The 22,666-nt window shown below is 72.7% G+C and carries 15 protein-coding genes; 8 read left to right on the top strand and 7 right to left on the bottom strand.

Going from position 1 to position 22,666, the window contains the following annotated elements; genetic code table 11:
- The first annotated feature begins 91 nt into the window (after window positions 1-91).
- The gene (locus ABJI51_RS40480) at window positions 92-2,854 is read left to right on the top strand and encodes an AfsR/SARP family transcriptional regulator (RefSeq protein ID WP_348956477.1); all 2,763 of its coding nucleotides are present in this window, start codon (window positions 92-94) and stop codon (window positions 2,852-2,854) included.
- A gap of 99 nt (window positions 2,855-2,953) precedes the next feature.
- On the top strand, window positions 2,954-3,340 hold the full coding sequence (locus ABJI51_RS40475) for a hypothetical protein (protein WP_348956476.1): 387 nt from the start codon (window positions 2,954-2,956) through the stop codon (window positions 3,338-3,340).
- 70 nt (window positions 3,341-3,410) lie between these two features.
- Here the strand turns inward: ABJI51_RS40475 and ABJI51_RS40470 are convergent, their stop codons facing one another.
- From ABJI51_RS40470 to ABJI51_RS40460, 3 genes are all read right to left on the bottom strand, one after another.
- Complete coding sequence (locus tag ABJI51_RS40470; protein WP_348956475.1) at window positions 3,411-3,830, bottom strand: YybH family protein; 420 nt, start codon at window positions 3,828-3,830, stop codon at window positions 3,411-3,413.
- Between the two features lie 71 nt (window positions 3,831-3,901).
- Window positions 3,902-5,302, bottom strand: a complete 1,401-nt coding sequence (locus tag ABJI51_RS40465; protein ID WP_348956474.1) for a M1 family metallopeptidase — start codon at window positions 5,300-5,302, stop codon at window positions 3,902-3,904.
- 75 nt (window positions 5,303-5,377) lie between these two features.
- Window positions 5,378-8,032 (bottom strand): RICIN domain-containing protein, encoded by a 2,655-nt coding sequence (locus tag ABJI51_RS40460; protein ID WP_431605715.1) that lies wholly within the window; start codon window positions 8,030-8,032, stop codon window positions 5,378-5,380.
- A 387-nt stretch (window positions 8,033-8,419) separates the two neighbouring features.
- On the opposite strand from ABJI51_RS40460, the gene ABJI51_RS40455 reads away from it, so the two are divergent.
- Window positions 8,420-8,950, top strand: a complete 531-nt coding sequence (locus ABJI51_RS40455) for a SigE family RNA polymerase sigma factor (protein WP_348956473.1) — start codon at window positions 8,420-8,422, stop codon at window positions 8,948-8,950.
- The gene (locus ABJI51_RS40450; RefSeq protein ID WP_348956472.1) at window positions 8,947-9,741 is read left to right on the top strand and encodes a hypothetical protein; all 795 of its coding nucleotides are present in this window, start codon (window positions 8,947-8,949) and stop codon (window positions 9,739-9,741) included. Before ABJI51_RS40455 ends, ABJI51_RS40450 begins: the two co-directional genes overlap by 4 nt.
- Window positions 9,742-9,752: 11 nt before the next feature.
- On the opposite strand, the gene ABJI51_RS40445 is transcribed toward ABJI51_RS40450, so the two are convergent.
- Window positions 9,753-10,988 carry a GDSL-type esterase/lipase family protein gene (locus ABJI51_RS40445; RefSeq protein WP_348956470.1) on the bottom strand — a complete coding sequence of 412 codons (1,236 nt, stop codon included), beginning with the start codon at window positions 10,986-10,988 and terminating at the stop codon, window positions 9,753-9,755.
- Between the two features lie 183 nt (window positions 10,989-11,171).
- Here ABJI51_RS40445 and ABJI51_RS40440 point away from each other — a divergent pair, with 183 nt between their 5' ends.
- From ABJI51_RS40440 to ABJI51_RS40430, 3 genes are all read left to right on the top strand, one after another.
- A complete protein-coding gene (locus ABJI51_RS40440; protein ID WP_348956469.1) occupies window positions 11,172-11,918 on the top strand; it encodes a hypothetical protein in 747 nt (248 codons plus the stop codon).
- A gap of 17 nt (window positions 11,919-11,935) precedes the next feature.
- The gene (locus tag ABJI51_RS40435; RefSeq protein ID WP_348956468.1) at window positions 11,936-12,232 is read left to right on the top strand and encodes a DUF1330 domain-containing protein; all 297 of its coding nucleotides are present in this window, start codon (window positions 11,936-11,938) and stop codon (window positions 12,230-12,232) included.
- 362 nt (window positions 12,233-12,594) lie between these two features.
- Window positions 12,595-18,945, top strand: a complete 6,351-nt coding sequence (locus ABJI51_RS40430) for an SDR family NAD(P)-dependent oxidoreductase (RefSeq protein ID WP_348956467.1) — start codon at window positions 12,595-12,597, stop codon at window positions 18,943-18,945.
- A gap of 47 nt (window positions 18,946-18,992) precedes the next feature.
- Here the strand turns inward: ABJI51_RS40430 and ABJI51_RS40425 are convergent, their stop codons facing one another.
- Together ABJI51_RS40425 and ABJI51_RS40420 are read right to left on the bottom strand one after the other, a co-directional pair.
- Window positions 18,993-20,300: a replication-associated recombination protein A gene (locus ABJI51_RS40425; protein WP_348956466.1), complete on the bottom strand. Its 1,308-nt coding sequence runs from the start codon at window positions 20,298-20,300 to the stop codon at window positions 18,993-18,995.
- 102 nt (window positions 20,301-20,402) lie between these two features.
- Window positions 20,403-20,792, bottom strand: coding sequence for an MmcQ/YjbR family DNA-binding protein (locus ABJI51_RS40420; RefSeq protein WP_348956465.1), 390 nt, complete (start codon window positions 20,790-20,792; stop codon window positions 20,403-20,405).
- 105 nt (window positions 20,793-20,897) lie between these two features.
- On the opposite strand from ABJI51_RS40420, the gene ABJI51_RS40415 reads away from it, so the two are divergent.
- The gene (locus tag ABJI51_RS40415; protein WP_348956617.1) at window positions 20,898-21,893 is read left to right on the top strand and encodes a helix-turn-helix domain-containing protein; all 996 of its coding nucleotides are present in this window, start codon (window positions 20,898-20,900) and stop codon (window positions 21,891-21,893) included.
- On the opposite strand, the gene ABJI51_RS40410 is transcribed toward ABJI51_RS40415, so the two are convergent.
- Window positions 21,818-22,657: a TIGR03620 family F420-dependent LLM class oxidoreductase gene (locus ABJI51_RS40410; RefSeq protein WP_348956464.1), complete on the bottom strand. Its 840-nt coding sequence runs from the start codon at window positions 22,655-22,657 to the stop codon at window positions 21,818-21,820. The genes ABJI51_RS40415 and ABJI51_RS40410 overlap by 76 nt on opposite strands.
- Window positions 22,658-22,666: the final 9 nt, after the last annotated feature.

The following is a 22,666-nucleotide window of genomic DNA, read 5'->3' as shown; positions in this document are numbered from 1 at the left end:
AAACGGTCAGCGATTCGCCCGAACGGACGCATGCGACCCCTGCGCAGGCGTGACACTCTGAGGGCAAATGTCAACTTCAGGGGGAACCGCGGTGGGGAGCAGGGAACATTTCTACCGGCTGCTGGGCGCGCCCGCGGCCGAGTGGGACGGCCGGGAGCTGCCGCTCGGGCCGCCGCAGGCACGCCGGGTGTTCGGCCTGCTCCTGCTCGACGCCGGCCGGGCGGTCACCTGCGACCGGATCATCGACGAGCTGTGGGGCGACACCCCGCCGCCGTCGGCGAAAGTGCAGGTCCAGGGGCTGATCTCGGGGTTGCGTCGCGCGCTGCGGGTGCTGGGCGGCCCCCAGCCGATCGTGACCAGGGGAGCTTCGTACGTCCTCGACGCCCGGCCGGAGCAGACCGACACCGGGTGGTTCACCGCGCTGACCCGGGAAGGCCGTGAACTCCTCGCCGCGCAGCGTCACAGCGAGGCCGCGCAACGGTTCCGGAAGGCGCTCGCCCTGTGGCGCGGGCCGGTGCTCGAAGGGATTCCAGTCGCGCCGGAGGTCCTCGCGTACTGGGAAGACCTGCGGCTCGCCGCGATCGAGGACCGGATCGAAGCCGACCTCGGGGCAGGCGAGCACGATCGCCTCGTGCCCGAGCTGCGGGACCTCCTGGCCGCGGCGCCGTACCGGGAACGCACGTGCGGCCAGCTCATGACGGCCCTCGCCCGCGCCGGACGGCTGGCCGAGGCGCTGGAGCTCTACCGGCACTGGCGTGACCGCCTGGTCGACGAGCTCGGCATCGAGCCGTCCCCCGGAATCCGGGCGCTGCACGAGGAAATCCTGCGCGACGGCGCCGGTATGGCCGCCCGGGACTACCCGGTCCGCCGGACCGTCGTCCCGAGCCAGCTGCCGCCCGCCGTCCCCGGTTTCGTCGGCCGGGCAGCGCTGATCGCCGAGCTGCTCGCCGACCTCGCCCCGGATCCCGCCCGCGACACCCCGCCCGTCCTCCTGCTGACCGGGACCGGCGGCATCGGCAAGACGTCGCTGGCCGTCCGCGTCGCGCACCAGGCCGCGAAGGACTACCCGGACGGCGCGCTGTTCGCGTTCCTGCGCGGGACTTCCGGCGAGCCGCGCTCGGCGGCGGCCGTGCTGGGCGGGTTCCTGCGCGCGCTGGGCGTGCCGTCGGGCTCGGTCCCCGCCGACGTCGACGAAAGCGCGGGCCTGTTCCGCAGCCTGGTCCACGGGCGCCGGGTGCTGATCGTGCTCGACGACGCCGCGGGCGAGGCGCAGCTGCGGCCGTTGCTGCCCGCCGGCGCGGGGTGCGCGGTGATCGTGACGAGCCGGTTCTCGCTCACCGGGCTGGAACTCGGCCGTTCCGTGCCGGTCGGCGTCCTGTCCGACGCCGACGCGGCGGCTCTGCTCGCCCCGCACGGCGACGTCGGCACCACGGCCGCCCGGCAGGTCCTGGAGTACTGCGGCGGCCTGCCGCTGGCGTTGCGGATCGTCGGCAGCAGGCTCAGCGACGAGCCCGGCTGGCAGCTGGCCGACGTCGCCGCGGAGCTGTCGGTCGAGCGGAAGCGGCTGGACTGGCTGCAGGCCGGGGATCTCGCGGTCCGCAGCAGCGTCGCCGTCGGCTACCACCAGCTCGCCCCGGAGAGCCGCCGGCTGTTCCGGCGGCTCGGCCTGCTGCCCGCCGCCGACTTCCCCGCGTGGGCCGCCACCGAGGTCACCGGCGGCGAACCCGGGACGACCGGGGCGGCGCTGGAGGACCTGCGCCGACGGCACATGATCCAGCCCGCCGGGCGGTACGCGGGAATGCCGCGCTACCGGGTGCACGACCTGCTGCGGTCGTTCGCGATCGAGGAGGCCGTGGCGGAACCCGGCCGCGAACACGCCGTCGAACGCGCGCTCGGCGGCTGGCTCTTCCTGGCGGAGAAAGCCGCGGCGCGGATGCCCGGCAGCGTCCTGCGGCCCGAGCCGGGCCACGCGGTCCGCAGCCCGTTCGACGGCGCGGACGCGCTGGTGGCCGACCCGATGTCGTGGTTCCACACCGAGCTTCCCGCCCTCGAAGCCGCCGTCTCGCACGCCGCCGGAGCGGGACTGGGCGAGACGGCATGGGAACTCGCCGTCGTCACGTCGTCGTACTTCGACCACGGCGGCCTGTACTCGGAATGGCTGCGCTGCCACGAATGCGCGCTCGGCGCGGCCAGGGCGTCCGGCTGTACGCGCGGGGAAGCGGCGCTGCTGCGCGGGATCGGCCAGGTCCACCTCTACCGGGACGACTACGCCGAGTCCGCGAAAGCGCTTGCCGAGTCCTACCGGATCAGCGCGGACATCGACGACCCCGGCGGCATGGCGCGGGCGCTGACCGGCCTGTCCGTCGTCGCCCGCTCGACCGGACGGCCGGGCGAATCCCGCACGCTGGCCGAGCGGGCGCTCGCGATGTACACCGGCATCGGGGACGTCCTCGGCATGGCCCACCTGCAGACCACGCACGCCGTCGCGAGTATCCAGTTAGGACTGTTCGACGACGCGGAAGCCGCGCTGGACAAGGCCTGGCGGCTGTGTGCCGAACTCGACGACCCGCACCGGATGGCGCTGGTCCTGCGCCGTCAGGGCCAGCTGCAGCTGCACCGCCACGACCCGGCGGGCGCGATGTCGTGCCTGCGCCGCGCACTGGAGCTGCTGGAATCGATGAACGACGAGCTGTGCGCCGCGCAGGTCCGCCTCGACATCGGGCGCACCTACACGACACTCGGGCAGCGGAAGGCCGCGACCCGGGCGCTGATCGACGCGTCGTCGCACTTCACCAGCGCCGGCAACCGCAGCAGCGCGGCGGCGTGCGCGCAACTGCTCGATTCGCTGGCCTGACCTGCGCGCCTGAGGATCTTCGCGGCCCGCGCTTAGCGGCTGCCCAGCGGTGCCTGCCAGGTTCGGTGGCGTAGTCACTCGCTGGGAAGGGACGAACGAATGAACGTGAACCTCAAGCGCCTGGCCGCCGCCGGCGTCCTCGCCGCGACGGCGTCGGTCACCGTGCTGGCGGGCAGCGCCTCGGCGGCGACCGAGAAGGCCTGCAGCGGTTCGTACTTCTGCAACTGGACGTACGGCGACGGCACCTACGTCCAGTACCTCGACGCCTACCGCGGGAGCGGCACGAAGGGCAAGTACGGCTTCTTCGAAGTGTTCGGCCCGAACGGCTTCAAGGTGACCGGCTCGTCGGGCACGGCGGATTCGCAGCGCTTCCCGTTCCGCAAGTCCTTCCCGTCCGGGCTGCTCTGCCTCCGGTTCTTCGAGGTGGTCGGCGGCCAGGCGACGGAACGGGGCAGCGCGGCCTGCACGTCCATCCCGATCGGCTGACCGCGGGGCTCACGATGGGCGGACCAGCTCGGCCATGTCCGTGGCCGAGCTGCCGTCCGGCGCCGCGGCGTCAGCCCGCCGTAGTGCCGGATCCGGGCTGCAGCCGGGTGAGCGCCTCGCCGGTCGCGGCGTCGAACGGCACGGAACTGTGTTCGTGGACGATCTTCCAGCCGCTGTCGCCGCGGCGGAGTCCGGCGGTCGAGCGGACCCACATCGCCACGGCGGTCCCGTCCAGCATGGTCCCGCGGACGTGGAACAGGTAGGACGCGAACGCGACGTCGCCGTCGGCGACCACGTCCAGGTCACGGATGTCCAGCTCGATCGCGGACCGGTAGGCGCCGAACCACTCCCGCAGCCGGGCCCGTTCGGCGTCCCGGCCGGTGTCGCGGAGGGGACCGACGGCGTCGAACAGCGTGACGTCCTCGGCGTAGCAGGCCAGGAGGGCGTCGATGTCCTTCGCCGCCACCGCCGCGACGCGGGCCTCGATCACCGCGATAGGCGGTCAAGTAAGTGCTTAACTATTCGAGCCGCGGCGGACTTCCCGATCAGGCCTGGAGCCGGTCAGAGTTGCGGCTTGCCCGGCTGGTAGAGCCAGGTGTGGAAGAACGCACCGAGGTCGCGGTGGGTCAGCAGCTCGACGAACTGGATGAACTGCTGCGTCGAAACGGTTCCGTACCGGTGCGTGGCAGGCCACAGGGTGAGCATGCGGAAGAAGTCGCGGTCGCCGATCTTCGTCCGCAGTGCCTGCAGGGTCATGGCGCCGCGGTTGTAGACCAGGTCGTCGAAGATGTGGTCGCGGCCGGGGTCGGCGACTTCGCCGGTCCAGTCCTTCTCGGCGGCGTACGTCTTCGCGAACGTCTGCTGCACCGGGATGTTGTTGAACTTCTCCTGGTAGAGCCATTCCGAGTAGGTGGCGAAACCTTCGTTGAGCCAGATGTCCGACCAGCGCGCCGGGGTCAGGCTGTCACCGAACCACTGGTGGCCGAGTTCGTGGGCGAGCAGGTCGCCGTCGACGGTGCTGGTCTTGTGGTCGTAGACCGGGCGGCTCTGGGTTTCCAGGGCGTAGCCGACGCCGACGTCGGCGAGGATGCCGCCGGTCGAGTCGAACGGGTACGGCCCGTACGTCGAGGACTCCCACTGCACGATCTGCGCCGTGGTGTCGTTGAAGACCTTGCCCTGGCCGGGTTTCGTGTCGATCGACCGGCCGATCGCGGTGATGTTCGGCAGGCCGTCGGCCGTCACGCCGCGGGTGACGTCGTAGGTGCCGATCGCGAGCATGCTCAGCTCGCTGGCCATCGGCCGGTTCATGGACCAGCGGAAGGTGGTCCGGCCGTCGTGCGTCGTGGTGGGTCCGGGTTCGCCGTTGGCCAGCACGGTGAGCCCGGACGGCACGGTGACGGTCTGGGTGTAGGTCGCCTTGTCCTGAGGGGTGTCGTTCACCGGGTAGTAGGTCGCGGCGCCGATCGGCTGGTTGAGCGCGACCGCGCCGTCCTTGGTGGCGACCCAGCCGGAGACGCCGAGTGCGGGATCGTCGATCCTCTGCGGGACGCCGGCGTAGGTCACCGAGACGACGAACGGGCTGCCCTGCGGCAGACCGGACGGCGGGGTGATCACCAGTTCCTGGGCGCCGCTGCGGGTGAAGGCGGCGTCCCGGCCGTTCACCGTGAGCCTGCTGATCGTCAGCGGCCCCTGGAAGTCCAGGTCGAAGCGGGACAGGTTCTGCGTGGCCGTGGCGTAAATCGTGGTGGTCGCGTCGATCGCGCCCGTGCCAGGGGTGAACGCCAGCCGGATGTCGTAGTGGCCGACGTCGTAGCCGCCGTTGCCCATGTCGGGGAAGTACGGATCCCCGGCACCCGGCGCACCGGGGGAGTACACCGGCGCCGCCTCCGCCGCGGGGCTCGTCGCGACCGCCAGGCCTGCCGACAGGGCGAGGGAGACGACCAGCAGCCGGGCACGGGGCATGGGGGTCCTCCTCGGGCAGTTGCCGACGCTGAAGAGTAGGTCCGATCCGGCACGCGGATCAAGGCCGTCGACCGCCTACGCCGGTGTCAGCTGCCATTGCTGGTTGAGGCCGTTGTTGGCCGTCCACTGGACGACCTGGGCGCCGTCGGCCGTCGACTGGCCGTACACGTCCGCGACCAGGCCGCTGTCGTGGCTGACGATCGTGTAGTACCCGTCGGCGGCCGGGCGCAGGTACCACTGCTGGTTGGTGCCGCCGTTGGCGGTCCACTGCTGCAGCTGCAGCCCGGCGGTGGTGGACGAGCCGTTGACGTCGAGGGCCTTGCCGCTCGCGGTGTAGCGCAGGGTGTAGGCCCCGCCCTGAACGGTGCTGATGGTCCAGGTCGCGGTCCCGGTCTGCTGGACCGCCTTGGCGCCGTCGGCCGTGGAGTCGCCCGCGATGGCGAGCGGCTTGCCGCTGTTGCGGTTGACGATGCGGTACGTCCCCGGTGCCGGGCCGGTGCTCGCGCCGCCCAGCGTGAAGTACTCGACCGAGTCGGCGAACGCCGGCGTGCCCGCCTTGGCTGTCGACAGCACGAGGTACACCCGCGAGCCGGTGGCCGGGGCGGTGAACGACACCGGCTGTGTCACCCGTCCCCCGAGCGGGACCGAGAGGGTCGCGCCGCCGGAGGCGATCACGGTGCCGCCCGGGCTGTCGAGCCGGGCACTCCAGGCGAAGTCCACGGCGGTACCGGTGAGGTCGTCGTTGAAGACGGTGACGGCCCGGTTCACCACCGCGTTGGCCGCGTAGCCCGGCACCGCCTGCGGCAGCGGGAAGGCACCGGCCGAATCCGAGACGCCGGAGGCCGACCAGTACGGCAGGTCGATCGCGGCGACCGGATTGAACGCGGCCTGGACCCGCTGGAACTGCGGGTTGCTCCACGGATCGGCCAGGTTGTCCGCCCCGTAGACCGGGTGGCCGCCTTCCTCCGGCGTGAAGTCCGTGGATCGCACCCCCGGGATGACGCCCGCCCAGGCCGACAGCAGCGTGTAGGGACGCAGGTCGTTGGCACCCTTGCCGCGCTTGGCCGCCGTTGCCGTGGCGAACCATTCGAAACCCTGCCTGGTGTTGCACTTCGGCCAGATGTACTCGCCTTCGCCGTCGGGCCGCCCGGCCACCGACGGCACCCGCTCGCCGTACTGGCCGGTGCCGTCCAGATAGTGCGCGAAGACGGCGAAGTTGGCGTAGTTCATGTTCGGGTACCGGCCGGGCGAGTCGGCGCCGGGCGCGGCGTCCACGCTGATCGGGCGGGTGCCGTCGGCGCCGTTCACCGCCGCGTAGAGGTCCTGCTCGAACTGCTCGGAGTCGTTGGAGAAGCTCGGTTCGTTCGCCTGGCTCCAGCGGACGACCGCCGGGTGGTTGCGGTCCCGCAGCGTCAGATCCCGGACGTGGCCGACCATGGCGTCGTGCCCGGCGGCGAAGTCCTCCGCACCGCCGCGCACCCCGCTCTCGTCGATGATCATCAGGCCCAGTTCGTCGGCGACGTCCAGCATGTACGGGCTCGCCGGCTCCTGATGGATCCGCACGACGTTGAAGTTCAGCCGCTGGTAGTTGTCGACGGCCTGGGGCCAGCCGGGATTCCCCGGTGACGGCGGGAGAAACCCGGGCAACGTGTCGTAGGCGTCGCCCTTGCCGCCGTTGTCGATCCGGTCGTAGTCGGCGCCCTGGAGGTTGTCGCCGCGGTAGTTCACGCGCACGCCGTTGAGTTCGAAGTACTCGCCGTTCTGCCTGCTTTCGCGGAACCCGAACCGGTACGAGGTGTCGCTCGTGCCCCCGTCGTCGGTGACCGCGTGCACCGACAGCCGGTGCAGCTGGGCCCGGTACCCCGGGCGATAGGGCACGTTCGGCCACCAGTACGAGGCCGTGCCGAGGTTCCACGCGACCGGGCCGACGGTCACCTGGGCCGTCGCGTGGGCGGGCACGCTGACCGTGCGGCTGGGCAGCGCCGGATAGGAGAACGGGCCACCGCCGTCCGCGGCGAGCGTCCCGGTGAGGGTCACCGACCGGGCGGTGGCGGAGGTGTTCGTCACGGACACGTCGTAGCTGAGGGACTGGTTCGCCACCGACGTCCGGACGAAGGTGTCGCTGACGTACACCGCCGGGTAGGTCCGCAGGAACGCCGAGCGGAAGATGCCCTGCGGCACGGCTTCGGACCAGTCGGCGGCCACCGGGACCAGGTACTTGCCCGCGCTGGTGCGCAGGGCGCCGCGGCCCTTCACCGCCACGCTGATCGTGTGCGTGGTGCCGGGCGCGGCGTAGGCGGTGATGTCGAAGTTCGACGGGGTGAAGGCCGTGGTCCGGGTGGCGACCACCCGCCCGTCCACCGACAGCGTCGCCTGGTGGTTGACCGCACCGAACTCGATCCACGCCGACTGCGGCCGTCCGGAGTCCGGCACCGTGACACTGCGCGAGTACACGGCCTCGTTCACGTCGGTGAAGCCCTGCTTGTACCAGCCGCCACCGGGCACGGTGATCGACGTCGTGGCCCGGCCCGCCGGGGTGAAACTCCACGTCCCGGCCAGGTCGACCGACCCGAGCGCGCCGTTGCCCGCGGCGGCGCCGTCGACCTGCCGCGCCGAAGTGGCGGGAACCGGCTCGGTGGGCCGCGGACCGGCCGCCGCCGGGAACGTGCCCCCGGCCGGAAGAAGCAGCGCCGCGACCGCCACGAGCATCGGCCGGAAGTGTCGTCGCATGACACGGGCCCCTTCGTCGGAGTTTCGCAGTACCCGGGGAAAGAAATGACAGCACCCCGTCGCCTGCGCCGTCAAGAAACGTTTTCACCTGCGTCGATACGCTGAAATTTTCACGGGCGCGGGAATTGAAAATTTCACCGGGAAGGCGAGGTATTCCGCCGCAGCTGGGGGTGTGCCGGACCCGGCGGCAACCTTTCCGGGACCGGCGGCAACCAGGGGCGGAGAGAGTTCGACGGAGTCGAGGAGCGCAGCTGTGTGCAAGACCAGGTCCCGGAAGGCCGATGACCGCGGCGTACTGTACGGCGAGCCGTCCTGACCCGCAGCGTCCCCATCGGAAGGGTGCCGCCAGGGCGTGCGGCCCGGGCAGGAAGAGGACAGCCGAGACCCATGCTCGTCGATGACACGTCGGCGGAGTTCCACGAATTCTTCGAGCGGCACTACGCCGGGCTGGCCCGGTTCTCGTTCCTGCTCACCGGAGAGCCGGACGCCGCCGACGACCTCGCCGCCGACGCCCTGGTCGCCCTGTGGCAGCGCTGGGACCGGTTCCGTGACGCCGAGCGCCCGCTGGCCTACGCCCGCGGGGTCGTCGCGAACCTGGCCCGCGAACGGATCCGCAGCGCGACCCGCGAGCGCCGCCGGATCGCGCTGTTCTGGGCCTCGGGTGCGCAGCAGGAACGCAGTCCCGACGTCGCGGCCGTGGTCGACGTCCGGGCGGCACTGGACCGGCTGCCCTTCGGGAAGCGGGCGTGCGTCATCCTCCGGCACGCCTTCGACCTGTCGGAGAAGGAGACCGCACGGGTGCTCGGCATCTCGGTCGGTGCGGTGAAGAGCCAGACCTCGAAGGGGCTGGCCGAGCTGGAACGCCTGCTCGGGGCGGGCGCGGCGGGGGACCTGGCGGCGGAGAGGAGGAGCCGGTGAACGAGGAGATCGTCCGGCGGCTGCGCGAGGCCGCCGAGGCCCACCAGCCCGACCGGGACCGGATGCTGGCCCGCGTGCACCGCGGCATGGCAGGCAGCGCCGTCCGGCAGCGGCGGCCGGGGATCGCGCGGTCCTGGCCCAAGGCGGTGCTCGCCGGCAGTGCCGCGGCCGGAATCCTGGCTGTCGCCGGTGTCGCCGTCGCCGGACTCGTCCAGACCACGCCGGCCGGCCCGGACACCGTGACCACGCTCACCGCCCCGACCGAGACGTCCGGTCCGGCGCCGACCACCACCGGCGGTTCGGCACCGGCCCCGGCTTCGGGTGCTCCGGCGCGGACGACGGCAGCCCGGCCGTCGTCCGGCAGCCCGGACCCGGCCGCACCGCGCGGCGGCCGGGTCTCCGACGGGCCGCTGTCGGCACGCGGCTCCATCGACCCGCACAGCACCGTGTACTGGGCCCAGGGCGGCGTCACGCTCGACACCACCCAGCCGCTGACCGCGCTCACGGTGGAGGTGCACGTCAAGCAGACCGGGGACGTGCGGAGCACGGGCCAGTGGCAGACCGCGCCCGGCGACGACTTCACCGTCACCGCCCAGGACGGCGACGGTGAAGTGGTGTACCGCTGGGAACTCAAGCCGGGCCGGACCGTCCCGGCCGCCCACCACGTCTTCGCCGTCCAGTACAACCACGCGACGGGCGTGCGCTCCGCCGACGGCGACAGCTACCGCGTGCAGGCCACGGCCGCCGACGGCGTCCACACCGTCCAGGGCGGCTTCACCCCGGCGAGCTGACGGCCCGAGGCCTACCGGCCGAACACCGAAAGGTCGATCGACTCGCCCAGCAGGCGGTCGCCTTCGGCGTTCGGGTGGTAGCAGTCGGTCCGCAGGGCGGGCGGAATGACCGTCGGGTCCGCCGGGTCGCGCAGCACCGAGTCGAAGTCGAGCACGGCGTCGAACGCCCCGGACGTCCGGATCCACGCGTTGACGGCCAGCCGTGCCGCTTCCTTCGCGCTGCCCGCGGCGTTGCACATCGGCAGGATGGTGGCGCCGACGATCCGGTGCCCGGCGGCGTGCACCCGCGCGATGATGCCGCGCATCGCGTCGATGACCTGCGACGCGGGTGCAGGCGGGGCGTAGTCGCCGCCGCCGAGGTCGTTGGTTCCCTCCAGCAGCAGCACGTACCGCAGCCCGGGCAGGGACAGCACGTCCCGCTCGAGCCGCTCCGGCGCCGGCGCGCCGCAGCACTGGCCGGAGGCGTCGTAGGGGTTCGGCTCGACGCTGACCGTGTTGCCGCTGATCCCGGCGTTGGCGACGGACAGCTGCCGTCCCGGCGGCAGCTGCTGGAGGCGCTTGGCGAGCACGTCGGTCCAGCGGCGGCCGCCGCCGTAGGCGTTGGTGCCGTCGGTGATCGAGTCACCGAGCGCGGCGATGGTGCCGCGGGCCGGCGAGATGGCGCTGACGGCGTCGACCCACCACAGCGTGCCCGCGGCGAAGGCACCGTAGGCGCTTCCGCCGGAATCCGCGCCGGCGTCACCGGGGCCGGACCGGAACGAGCCGGGGGTGTCGGTCGCGGGCGGCGGGAACGTGTGGTCGTTGACCGGTGCACCCGGGGCGTACACGCTCACCGCGACGTGGTCGCCCGGCCGCACGGTGAGCGGCAGGGGGTCGCTCCACACGGTGGCCCCCGCGGGCACGGTCACCTCGGGCCGGAACCCGAACGTGGCCCGCCGGTTGGAGCCGGGCACCAGTGCCGCCGAACCCGGCGCCGCCTGCACTCCCACCCACACCGACCGGACGGACAGCGCGGTGCGGCCGTAGGGGTTGCCCAGCCGCACGCGCAGCGCCGTCCCGCCCGCGGTCACGGTGAGGACGTTGCGGACGGTGGTGTCCGGCGCGGTGCCGTGGACGCCCTGCAGTGCCGACTCGGCCAGCGTGACCGGATGCGGCCCATTTCTTTCCGGCGTCGCCGCCTGCGCCGTGACCGAGCCGGAAAGGAAAAGGGAAAAAGCGAACACGGCGATCATTCGGCTTAAGCGCATCAAGGCACTCCTCGCGCGTCAACGGCGATGTCGGAAAACATGAGAGCATGGGCCGCGTGCGGCGTGCAACCAACCTTGCCCGCGAAATAATCGACGCGGGAATCGAATTCTTCGAAGCGCTTCGAACGCCTTGAGCAGATCTACTCAGGCGCCCCGCGCGGGGACTGCGCTAGCGTGTGCTCCATGCGAACGGTGAGCCGGGCTCTGACCCTCTGCGGTGCCGGACTGCTCCTGGCGTCCTGCGGCGTCTTCGCGCCGGGCGACGCCGAAACCGACCGGCAGTCCACCACGCTGGCGGACGCGATCAGCTATCCGCAGCAGCCCGACGCGACCGGGCTGGCCCGGGCCGCGCTGGCCACCACCTTGGGCCGCAGCAGCAACTTCAGCGTGCTGGAGGCCAGGGACCTGGAGCACAGCGACGCCAAGGACCCGTTCGCGCACCTGGTGTGGCGGATCCACCGTCCCGAGAGCACCGGCTGGGGCACGACCCCGGCGTTCGACGCCTGCTACGCGGTCGAGTTCAACTACTACGGGACGACCTCGCTGGAGCGGACCACGTGCCCGGCGGACGCCGTGCCGATCACACCGCCACCCCTGCCGCGGGCCGACATCCCGCCGGACTTCGAGCCGGCGCTGAAAGCTCTTCTCGGCAAGCTGCCCCCGGCGCCCGTCGACGCGGACGTCCGTACCGCGCTGGCCACCGGCCTGCCCGCCCCGCGGGTGGACCCGGAGACCCACCTCGCCGCCATCCCGCCGGAAACCGCTTTCCAGATCAAGGGGACGGACGTGGGCGTGGTGGTCTTCACGCGGGGCGGGGACTGCATGATGGGGCACCGCCTGCACGGCACGGTCAAGGTGTGGTCCCTGAACTGGCGCGACCACATCCAGGAGAAACCGTGCGGCGCGGAGGCCGCGCTGTCCACCCCCTGAGCACGACTGGAGGTTCCATGCCCAAGGGCTACTGGGTCAGCGTGTACCCCACCATCACCGACCCCGAGGCACTGAACGGCTACAACGAACTGGCCCGAGCAGCCGTCCAGGCCGCAGGAGGCCGCACGTTCGCCCGCGGCGGCAGCCGGGTCGTCGCCCACGAAGCCGGCATAGCCGAGCGCGTCGTCCTGATCGAGTTCGACACCTTCGACCAGGCGGTCGCCGCGTACGAGAGTCCGGCGTATCAGAAGGCACTGGCGGCACTGCCGGACGGCTTCGAGCGCGACTTCCGCATCGTCGAAGGCCTCGGCTGACGACCGGGGCGGTCTGCCGCGGCTTGTCGTGAGTGAGAAACAGTGTTCTAACCCTGTTTCTCACTCGGGGGGGGGTTGTGGGGGCGGTAAAAAGCGGCCCCACCCGTTTTCCCCCCCCCACGACCCTCTCCCCGCGGCGGCCCCCGACGACCCGGCCGGGCTGCGCACCCGCAGGGTGCGTGCGGGTGGGCTGAAGGGGACTTTCGTCTCACCTGGTGCAGCGAACGGGACTTTCCTCGCATCGGATGCCAGGAAAGCGCCTTTCAGCTCGCGCTCACCGGTGGATCCAGGTGTCGTCCGGATACCGCCCGAAGGCCTCGGCTGACGCCCGAAGCCGCGGCGATTGCGGTATACCCGGAGCAGTGGAGGAAATCCGGGCCGAGGTCATCCGGCCGCTGCTGACGTCCCTGTCCGCCCACCCCGCGGATCGCCTCGCCTACTCCGACGGCCGGCGGACGCTGACCTACGGTGAGCTGGACCGCGCCAGTGCCCGGCTGGCCGCGGGGCTCGGCGTCGCGCGGGGCGATCGTGTGCTGGTCCACGTCGGCAACCGGGTCGAGTTCGCCGTCGCCCTGCTGGCGGTGCTGCGGGCGGCGGCCGTCGGGGTGCCGGTGAGCGCGCGATCGACCGAAGCCGAACTCGCCCACCTGGCCGGTGACTCGGGCGCGACGCTCCTGATCACCGAGGCCCGGCACGCCGAGGTGGCGGAACGGCTGGGGGTCCGCATGCTCCTCGTCGAAGACCGGTCGCCGGCGCCGGACGGGCCGCCGCGGGACGATCTCGGGCTGGACGAGCCGGCCTGGCTGCTCTACACCTCCGGGACCACCGGGCGGCCGAAAGGCGTTCTCCTTTCCCAGCGGGCGATGCTGTGGTCGGCCGCCGCCTGCTACGCCCCGGTCTACGGGATCGGGCCCGGGGACACCGTGGTGTGGCCGCTGCCGACCCATCACGCCTACGCCCTGTCGCTCGCCTTCACCACCACGATCGCGCTCGGCGCGCACACCCGCTTCGCCGACGGCTGCTCGCCGGGCCTGCTCGCCGCGTACCCGGGCTGCGTGCTCGCCGGGGTGCCGGCCACCTACCTCCGGCTCCGGCAGGAGGCCGACGGCCCGGTGACCCCGCCGCGGCTGTGCCTGACCGGCGGGGCGCCGTGCACGCCGTCGGCCCGCGCCGCGGTCCGGGAGCTGTTCGGCCTGCCCCTCGCCGACGGCTACGGGAGCACCGAATCGGGCGGAAAGATCGCGGTGGAACGACCCGGTGAACCGGGACTGGTCCCGGTGCCGGGCATGGAGGTCCGGATCGACGCGGGGGAGGTGCTCGTCCGCGGCCCCGGACTGCTTTTGGGCTACCACGGCCAGCCCGGGTCGCCGCTGGAGGACGGCTGGTACCGCACCGGCGACGCCGGACGGCTCGAAGACGGCCGGCTGGTGCTGGCCGGCCGGGTCGACGACGTGATCGTCTGCGGTGGCCAGAACGTCCACCCGACCGAAATCGAGGCAGTGCTGGAGGAATCGCCCTCGGTGCGGGAGGTCCTGGTGACCGGCCGTCCCGACGACCTCGTCGGGCAGGTGCCGGTGGCGTTCGTGGTCGCCGGGCCGGACGGCTTCGACGCCGAGGAGCTGCGCCGTCTCTGCCTGAGCCGGCTTTCGCTGCACAAAGTTCCGGTGGCCTACGTCGAAGTCGATGCGATTCCGCGGACCGCGTCGGGCAAACCGAAGCGGAATGCCCTGAAACAACCGGATCTCGCCGCGGTGGTGCGGGCGGAGCTGACGGCCCTCTGCGGACACGACGGCGGCGACGGCTGGCGGGACCGGCCGTTCACCGACCTCGGGTTGTCCTCGCTGGCCGGGGTGCAGTTCCGGCACCGGATCACCGCGCTGACCGGCGTGCCCGTCCCGCATTCGCTGATCTACGACTTTCCCACGCCGGGCGCGGTGATCGCCGAGCTGACGCGGCTCGGCTCGGCCCGCCCGGCGGTGCCGCCGCCGTCCACCCCGGCGCCGTCCGCGGAACCGATCGCCGTCGTGGCGATGGCGTGCCGGTTCCCCGGCGGCGTCCGGACGCCGGAGGACCTGTGGCGGCTCGTGGCGGACGGCGTGGACGCGACGAGCGAGTTCCCCGCCGACCGCGGCTGGGACGTGGCGGGGCTGTACGACCCGGATCCGGACCGGATCGGGCACTCGGTGACCCGCCGCGGCGGGTTCCTCGACGGGTTCGCGGACTTCGACGCGGGGATGTTCGGCATCTCGCCGCGGGAAGCGCTGGCCACCGACCCGCAGCACCGGTTGCTGCTGGAGACGTCCTGGGAGGCGTTCGAGCGGGCGGGCCTCGACGTCGCCGCCCTGCGCGGCAGCGACACGGGCGTGTTCGCCGGCGTCATGAACGAGGACTACGCGAGCCGGTTCACCGGCACCCACCACGAACTCGAGGCGTGGCTGGGCATCGGTTCCTCGCACGCGGTGGCCTCGGGCCGGATCTCCTACACCTTCGGGTTCACCGGGCCGGCGCTCACCGTCGACACGGCGTGCTCGTCGTCGCTGGTCGCGCTGCACCTGGCCGTGAAGGCGCTGCGCGAGGGGGAGTGTTCGCTCGCGGTCGCGGGCGGGGCCACGGTGATGGCGACCCCGCGGACGTTCGTGGCCTTCAGCAGGCAGCGCGGCCTTTCCCCGGACGGCCGCTGCCGGTCCTACGCGGCCGGAGCGGACGGCACGGCGTGGTCGGAGGGTGCCGGGGTGATCCTGCTGGAACGGCTGTCCGACGCCCGGCGGCACGGGCACCCGGTCCTGGCGGTGCTGCGCGGCACCGCGGTGAACGCCGACGGCGCGTCGAACGGCCTGACCGCACCCAGCGGACGCGCCCAGCAGGCGCTGATCGCGGCGGCGCTCGCGGACGCGGGCCTGACCGCCGCGGACGTCGACGCCGTCGAAGGGCACGGGACGGGAACGCCGCTGGGTGACCCGATCGAGGCGGACGCGCTGATGGCGGCGTACGGGCGTGGGCCGCGCCGGGAGCCGCTGTGGCTCGGCTCGGTGAAGTCGAACATCGGCCACACCCAGGCCGCCGCCGGCATCGCCGGCGTGATCAAGGTGGTGACCGCGTTGCAGCACGAGCACCTGCCGCCGTCGCTGCACGCGGACGAGCCGAGCCCGCACGTCGACTGGACGGCAGGCGGGGTGGCGCTGCTGGCGGAGGGCAGGCCGTGGCCGCGGACCGGCCGGGCTCGCCGGGCGGGCGTGTCGGCGTTCGGGATCGGCGGCACCAACGCGCACGTGATCGTCGAGGAAGCACCGCCGCCCGAGCCGTCGGAGCGGCGGCCGTTCCCCGCGGCGCCCTGGCTGCTCAGCGCCGCGGACGGCGACGCGCTCCGGCTCGTCGCGGCGGGACTGGCCGACGCCCCGGACACCGTCGACGTCGCCTACACCCTGGCCCGGCGGACGCCACTGGCCCACCGCGTGCTGGTGCCCGCGGCGAACCGGGAAGCCCTGCGCGCCGTGGCCGACGGGCGGCTGCCCGGCCGGACTGTCCGAAGCAGACCCCGGCTGGCCGTGCTGTTCGGCGGGCAGGGCGCGCAGCGGGCCGGGATGGGCCGGGAACTGGCCGAGCAGTTCCCGGTATTCGCCGACGCCTTCGCCGAAGCGTGCGAAGCACTGGGCCGCGGTGTCGGCTTCACCAGCGAGGAAGCGCTGGACCGCACCGACCACGCCCAAGCCGCGCTGTTCGCCTTCGGCGTCGCGCAGTACCGGCTGTTCGAGTCGTGGGGCCTGCGCCCGGACGTCCTGCTGGGTCATTCGATCGGCGAGATCACCGCCGCGCATGTCGCCGGAGTGCTGTCGCTGGCGGACGCGGCGACGCTCGTGGCGGCGCGCGGCCGCCTCATGGCCGCGCTGCCCGGCGGCGGGGTGATGATCGCCGTCGAGGCCACCGAGGCGGAGGTGGCTCCCCACCTGGGAGACGCGGTGGCCATCGCCGCGGTCAACGGGCCGCGCTCGCTGGTGCTCTCCGGGGAGAAGGCCGCGACGACGGCGCTGGCCGATCGCTTCGGCGGCGGGACGCTGCTGCGCGTCAGCCACGCCTTCCATTCGCCGCTGCTGGAGCCGATGCTCGACGAGTTCCACGAGGTCGCCGCCGGTCTGCGGCACCACCGTCCGGTTCTCCCGCTCGTCTCCTGCGTGACCGGCCAGCCGGTCGAGGAGATCGAGCCCGGTCACTGGCGACGGCACGCCCGCGCGACCGTGCGGTTCGCCGACGCGCTCGCCGCGGCGGCGGCTCCCGGCCCGGCCACCGGCCTCGAAATCGGCCCGGCTCCGGTGCTCGGCCGCCTGGCCGCCGACGTCCTGCCGATCGCGCCCGCCGCGATGTCGGGCTCCGGCGTGCTGGCCGCGGCGGGCGCGGTGCACACGGCCGGCGTCCGGGTGGACTGGCCCGCGGTGTTCGACGGCTCGGGCGCGCGGATCACGCCGCTGCCCACCTACCCGTTCAAGCGCACCCGGTACTGGCTGGACCAGCCCGCCCCGGAACAGGACGGCGGCGACCACGCCGTGCTCGGCCCGGCGCTGGCGGCGCCCGATTCGCCGCGGGTGGTCCACGGCGGCTCGCTCGGCGTCCGCCGTCACCGGTGGCTCGCCGACCACGTCGTCGGCGGGTCCGTGCTGGTGCCCGGGACGCTGTTCACCGAGCTGGCCCTGCACGCCGGCGCGGCGGCCGTCGAGGAACTCGCGATCGAGGCCCCGCTGCGCCTGGACACCGGGGACGTCCACCTCCAGGTCGTCGTGGACGAACCGAGGATCGACGTCTACGCCCGGGCGCGCGACGAGAAGCACTGGCGCAAGCACGCCGCTGGGAAGCTGCGCCCGCGCGGCCCGCTCCCGCCCGGCTGGAGCGGCGAGTGGCCGCCCGCCGGGGCTGTGGAAGCCGACGTCGCCGCGGCCTACCGAGCCCACGCCTACGGCCCGGCTTTCCAAGCCGTGCAACGGTTGTGGGTGCGTGATGCCGAGTTCTTCGCCGAGGTCGAGGTGCCACCGGGCGTCGCAGGCCGGTTCGAGCTGCACCCGGTCCTGCTGGACGCGGCCGTGCACGCGAGCGCGCTCGCCGAGGGCCCGGCGGCACAGCCGCGGGTGCCGTTCCTGTGGAGCGGTGTCGAGGTCCACGCGCCCGGTGCCAGGCGGGCCAGGGTGCACGGCGTCCGCCTCGGCTCCGGCGCAATCCGCGTCACGCTGTACGACGAAGCGGGGAACCCGGTGGCCGGGGTGGCGTCGCTGACTACCCGGCCGATGACGGCGCCCGACACGATGCTCTACCGTCCACAGTGGATTCCGATACCGCCTGCGGCGGCCACCGAACCGGTCCGGACCGTGGAAATCCCTGGCACACCGGGTGATCTGCGCGCGGCGGCCGGGCACACGCTGGCGGTGCTGCAGGACTGGCAGGGCAGCGGCGACCGGCTGCTGCTGGTCACCCGCAACGCAACCGGCCCCGACCCCGACCCGGCCGCCGCGGCGGCGTGGGGAGTGGGCTGCGCGGCCGCGGCGGAACATCCCGGCCGGATCGGCCTGGTCGACCTCGAACCCGGGTTCCCCGTGACGCGCGTGGCCGATCTCGCCGGTGGCAGCGCGGAGCCGCAGATCGCCGTCCGCGACGGCGTACCGCACGTCCTGCGGATCACCCGCGCCGCCCCGGCACCGGCGCGGCCGATCGACCCGGCCGGGACGGTGCTGATCACGGGCGGCACGGGAGCGATCGGCGCGTTGCTGGCCCGGCACCTCGTCACCGCGCACGACGTCCGGCACCTCCTGCTGGTGAGCCGAAGCGGGCCGGACGCGCCCGGAGCCGCGGAACTGCTCGCGTCGCTGCGGGACCTCGGCGCGCACGTGCGGATCGTCGCGGCCGACGTCGCGGACCGGGCCACCGTCGCCCGGCTGGTCGACAGCTGCGATCCGCCGTTGACGGCGGTCGTGCACAGCGCGGCCGTGGTCGACGACGGTGTCCTGGCGGCCCAGACACCGGAACGCCTGGACGCGGTGCTGCGGCCGAAGGCGGACGCGGCACTGGTTCTCGACGAGCTGACCCGCCACCTCCCGCTGACGGCCTTCATCCTGTTTTCGTCCGTAGCCGGCGTGTTCGGCAAGGCCGGGCAGGCCAACTACGCGGCGGCGAACCGGGCGCTGGACGCGCTGGCCTGCCGCCGCCGCGCGGCCGGACGTCCGGCGTTGTCCCTGGCGTGGGGGCTGTGGGAGCTGGGCACCGGCCTGGGCGACCGCATCTCACCGACCGCCCGGCGCCGGATCCGCGCATCGGGCGTGCAGGGCCTGACGCCCGACCAGGGCCTGGCCCTGTTCGACGCGGCACTCGGCTCGGCCGAGCCGGTCCTGGTCCCGGTCCGCTTCGACCCGGCGGCATCGATGGCACCCCCGACCGGCGGTCCCTCCACCCGAGTGCCCGCGGCCCGGGCAGCGTGGCCGGAGAACCCGCCCGAGCCGCAGCTGCGTGAGCTGCTGCGAGCGGAGGTGGCGGCGGTCCTGGGCCACCAGGACGCCGCGGTGATCGCCGACGACCACCCGTTCCCGGACCTGGGCTTCGATTCCCTCACGGTGATCGAGCTACGCACGCGCATCGCGGAGTCGTCGGGCATCGACGTCCCCGCCACGGTGATCTTCGACCACCCCACGGTCGCCGAGCTGGCCCGGCACCTCCTGGATCTCCGGCGTGGGCGTTGATCCGGGAAATGCGCCGCCGCACGCTTGCCCTGGCTGCCGACGTGCGGTCAGCCGTCCTGCTGCCGGGCACGCAGGGCTGCCCAGCGGCGCAGGCGTTCGGTGATCTGCGCTTCGTAGCCGTTCCGGGTCGGCTGGTAGTACGTCTCGCGCTCCATGTCGCCGGGAAAGTAGTCCGCGCCGGAGAAGCCGCCGGCGGTGTCGGGGTCGTACTGGTAGTCCTTGCCGTAACCGAGGTCCTTCATCAGCCGGGTCGGGGCGTTGAGGATGTGGGCCGGTGGCATGAGCGAGCCGGTGCGCCGGGCCGCGCTGTGCGCCGCGTTGAAGCCGCGGTAGACGGCGATGGATTTGGGCGCGGTGGCGAGGTAGACGACGGCCTGCGCGATCGCCAGCTCGCCCTCCGGGGAGCCGAGCCGTTCGTACACGTCCCACGCCGCAAGTGCCTGCTGCACGGCGTGGGGATCGGCCATGCCGACGTCTTCGGTGGCGAAGCGGACCAGCCGGCGGGCCACGTACAGCGGGTCCTCGCCGCCGTCGAGCATGCGCGCGAGCCAGTACAGGGCGGCGTCCGGGTCGGAGCCGCGCATCGACTTGTGCAGCGCGGAGATCAGGTTGTAGTGGCTTTCCTGCGCCTTGTCGTACAGCGGGGCGCGCTGCTGGATGTGGTGGGCGAGCCCGGCGGTGTCCAGGACCGGCTGGGTGTCCGGGAGGGCCTGCAGCTGTTCGGCCATGTTGAGCAGGTAGCGGCCGTCACCGTCGGCCATCGCGATCAGGGCGCGGCGGGCGTCGTCGTCCAGGGGCAGCCGCCGTCCGGTCAGCTGTTCGGCGCGGTCGAGCAAAGTGGACAGTGCGGCTTCGTCGAGGCGTTTGAGGACAAGGACCTGGGTGCGGGAGAGGAGGGCGCCGTTGAGTTCGAAGCTGGGGTTCTCGGTGGTGGCGCCGATGAGGACGATCGTGCCGTCCTCGACGTAGGGCAGGAAGCTGTCCTGCTGCGCACGGTTGAAGCGGTGGATCTCGTCGACGAACAGCAGCGTCCCCTGGCCGACGCCCCGCCGTTTCCCCGCGGCGGCAAAGACCTTCCGCAGCTCGGCCACCCCGGAAAAGGTGGCCGACACCGGTTCGAAGGCCAGGTCGCTGCCATCCGCGAGAAGCCGGGCAATGGTCGTCTTCCCGACCCCGGGCGGCCCCCAGAGAATGGCGGAGCCGAGCCGCCGCTGGGCAACCATCCGGCCGAGCGGAGCATCCGGCGCCAGCAGGTGATCCTGCCCGACGACGTCCTCCAGCCGGGCGGGACGCAGGCGGTCGGCAAGCGGCCGCGCGGGCTCCTCGTCGAAGAGCGGCAGAGTCGCGTGTTCCATCATTCTCCCGGATCGGCGGCGCTCAGTGCGAACGCGTCGTGGCGCCGTTCGACAACCGGATTGTAGGAGTTCTCGGTGACCAGGGGCCGGGTGATGCCGGGCTCATCGGGCCGCCTGGGTGCCGTAGGCGTGCGGGTCGACAGGCTGCTCGGCCTTGGGCAGGCGAGCGACCACCAGAAGGTAGGAGTCGCTGACGAGTTCCTCGACCAGCGTTTTGTCGACTCCGTCGCCGTCCTCCAGGGTGATCCAGTGCTTCTTGTTCATGTGGTACCCGGGAGTGATGTGCCGGTGCTGCTCCCGCAGGGCGCGAGCGTCGCCGGGGTCCGCTTTGAGGATCACGACCGGACGTCCCGGCACTTCGGTCATCAGCATGAAGACCCTGCCGCGGACCTTGAAGACGTCCCAGTCGGGGCCGAAGGGATGGTCGAGCCGGGCTCCGGGAAGGTCCTTCGCACAGCCGGCGGCGATCTTCTGCAGAGGTGAGTCGTTCACGAGCGGTCGCCTTCCTCGGGTGACGGGCTGCGGCGCCGATGGGCACGGCGCCCGTCCCATCTTTCCGGCGAAGTCGATCAAAAGGCCGTAAACTGCGGACACGTGATGGTCGACAGGCGACAAACCGAGCCGGGTGCGGTTCCGCTGTACGATTTCCAGCCCCCGGTCGGCACGCCCTACGGCCTCGAGGTGAACACCATCGAGGACTTCTTCGCTGAACACGACGACTGGCCGTGGAACCCGCCCCGGCCGGGCCGCGCCACCTTCCACTACCTGATCCTGGTCACCGAGGGGGAGTTGCGGCACGACGTCGACCACGTAACGCGAATCGTCGCGCCCGGCCAGTGGCTGTGGGTGCGTCCCGGGCACACGCAGTGCTGGCATCCGCCCGGCACCGCACGGGGCCCGTTCATCCTGTTCGAGCCGGATGTGCTGACGGCAGGCACCGCACGCCTCCTGGCCCCGCTCCTCGCCCACGAGGCGCCGGCGGTGCTGACCCCGCACCCCGATGACGTCCCCTGGCTGCAGCAGACGGCGTTCCAGCTCCTGGACGAACACCGTGCACTCGGGCGCCGCCCCCTCGGCATCCACCACGCCCTGCGGCGCAGTCTCGTCGAAGTCCTGCTGCTGCGCCTCGCCAATTCGCCAGGCGTCGCCACCGGCACGGCGGGCCGTCGTGACACGTATGGACGGTTCCTGGACACCCTGGAGCTGCACTTTCGCGAATTGCACCGGGCAGCGGACTACGCCGAGCTGCTCGGCTGCTCGGTCCGCACGCTCACCCGCGCCGCCCAGGACGCCACCGGCAGGGGAGTGCGCGAGCTGATCGACGAGCGGCGGCTGCTCGAAGCCCGGCGCCTGCTGGCCGACGCCGGGTGGGACGCCCGGGCGGTGGCTGTCCATCTCGGCTTCACCGACCCCGCGAATTTCGGCCGCTTCTTCCACAGCCGCACCGGTCTGACTCCGGCCGCCTTCGCGATGCGCGCGGCGGGAAGCGACCGTACCGTCTCCACCGGGCCGGCACATCACCTGGCCTCGGCGGCATACACCGCTTCAGCGACCGTGCGGAGCGTCGCGACCGGGTCGTCGCCGAGCGGGTAGACGCCGACGTGGTCCGCGCCGGCGTCCCGGTGGGCCAGCAGCCGCGTCGCGACGCTCGCCGGGTCGCCGTGAGCCACGAGCGCGTCGATGAGGCGGTCGCTTCCGGCGTTGGCAAGGTCGTCTTCGGTGAATCCGAGCCGCTGGAGGTTGGCCGCGTAGTTGGTGATGCCCAGCGCGGTTCCGGGCGGTGCGGACCGGGCGATCGCACGGGCCAGCCCGGTGTCGGGCTCGGCGAGGGCGAAATGCCCAGGCAGCAGCAGTTTGCCCACGCCGAGGATCGAGCGCGCCCGCCGGGTGTGCTCCGGAGGCACCATGCACGGAACGGCCCCGGCGGTGCGGTCACGGGCCAGGCGCAGCATCTTCGGCCCGAGCGCGGCCACCACCGTGCGGGCGGCCGGAACGCCCGCACGGGCGAGCTGGTCCAAATAGGACACCAGCGTGGCGTACGGCGAGGCGTATCCGGTGTGGACTTCGCGGTGCCCGACGCCGACGCCGAGCAGAAACCGGCCGGGGTGCCTGGCTTCGATCCGGTGGTAGGAGGCGGCGACGGTTTCCGCGTCGGCGGTCCAGACGTTCACCACGCTCGTTCCGACGGTCAGCCGGGTGGTCGCGTCGAGCAGCTGCTCCGCGAGGGCGAGGTCGGCCGGTGGCGAGGCGTCCAGCCAGAGCGTGCCGTAGCCGGCTCGCTCGAGTTCCGACGCAGCTTCCGGGGTTACTTCGTGCTCGCGTAGATGGGCGCCGAGCAGGCCAAGATCGAAGCTCATGCTTCGACT

The sequence above is a fragment of the Amycolatopsis melonis genome (genome assembly GCF_040064235.1).
GTDB classification, from domain to species: Bacteria; Actinomycetota; Actinomycetes; order Mycobacteriales; family Pseudonocardiaceae; genus Amycolatopsis; species Amycolatopsis melonis.
This window is presented reverse-complemented; position numbering and strand designations above follow the sequence as displayed.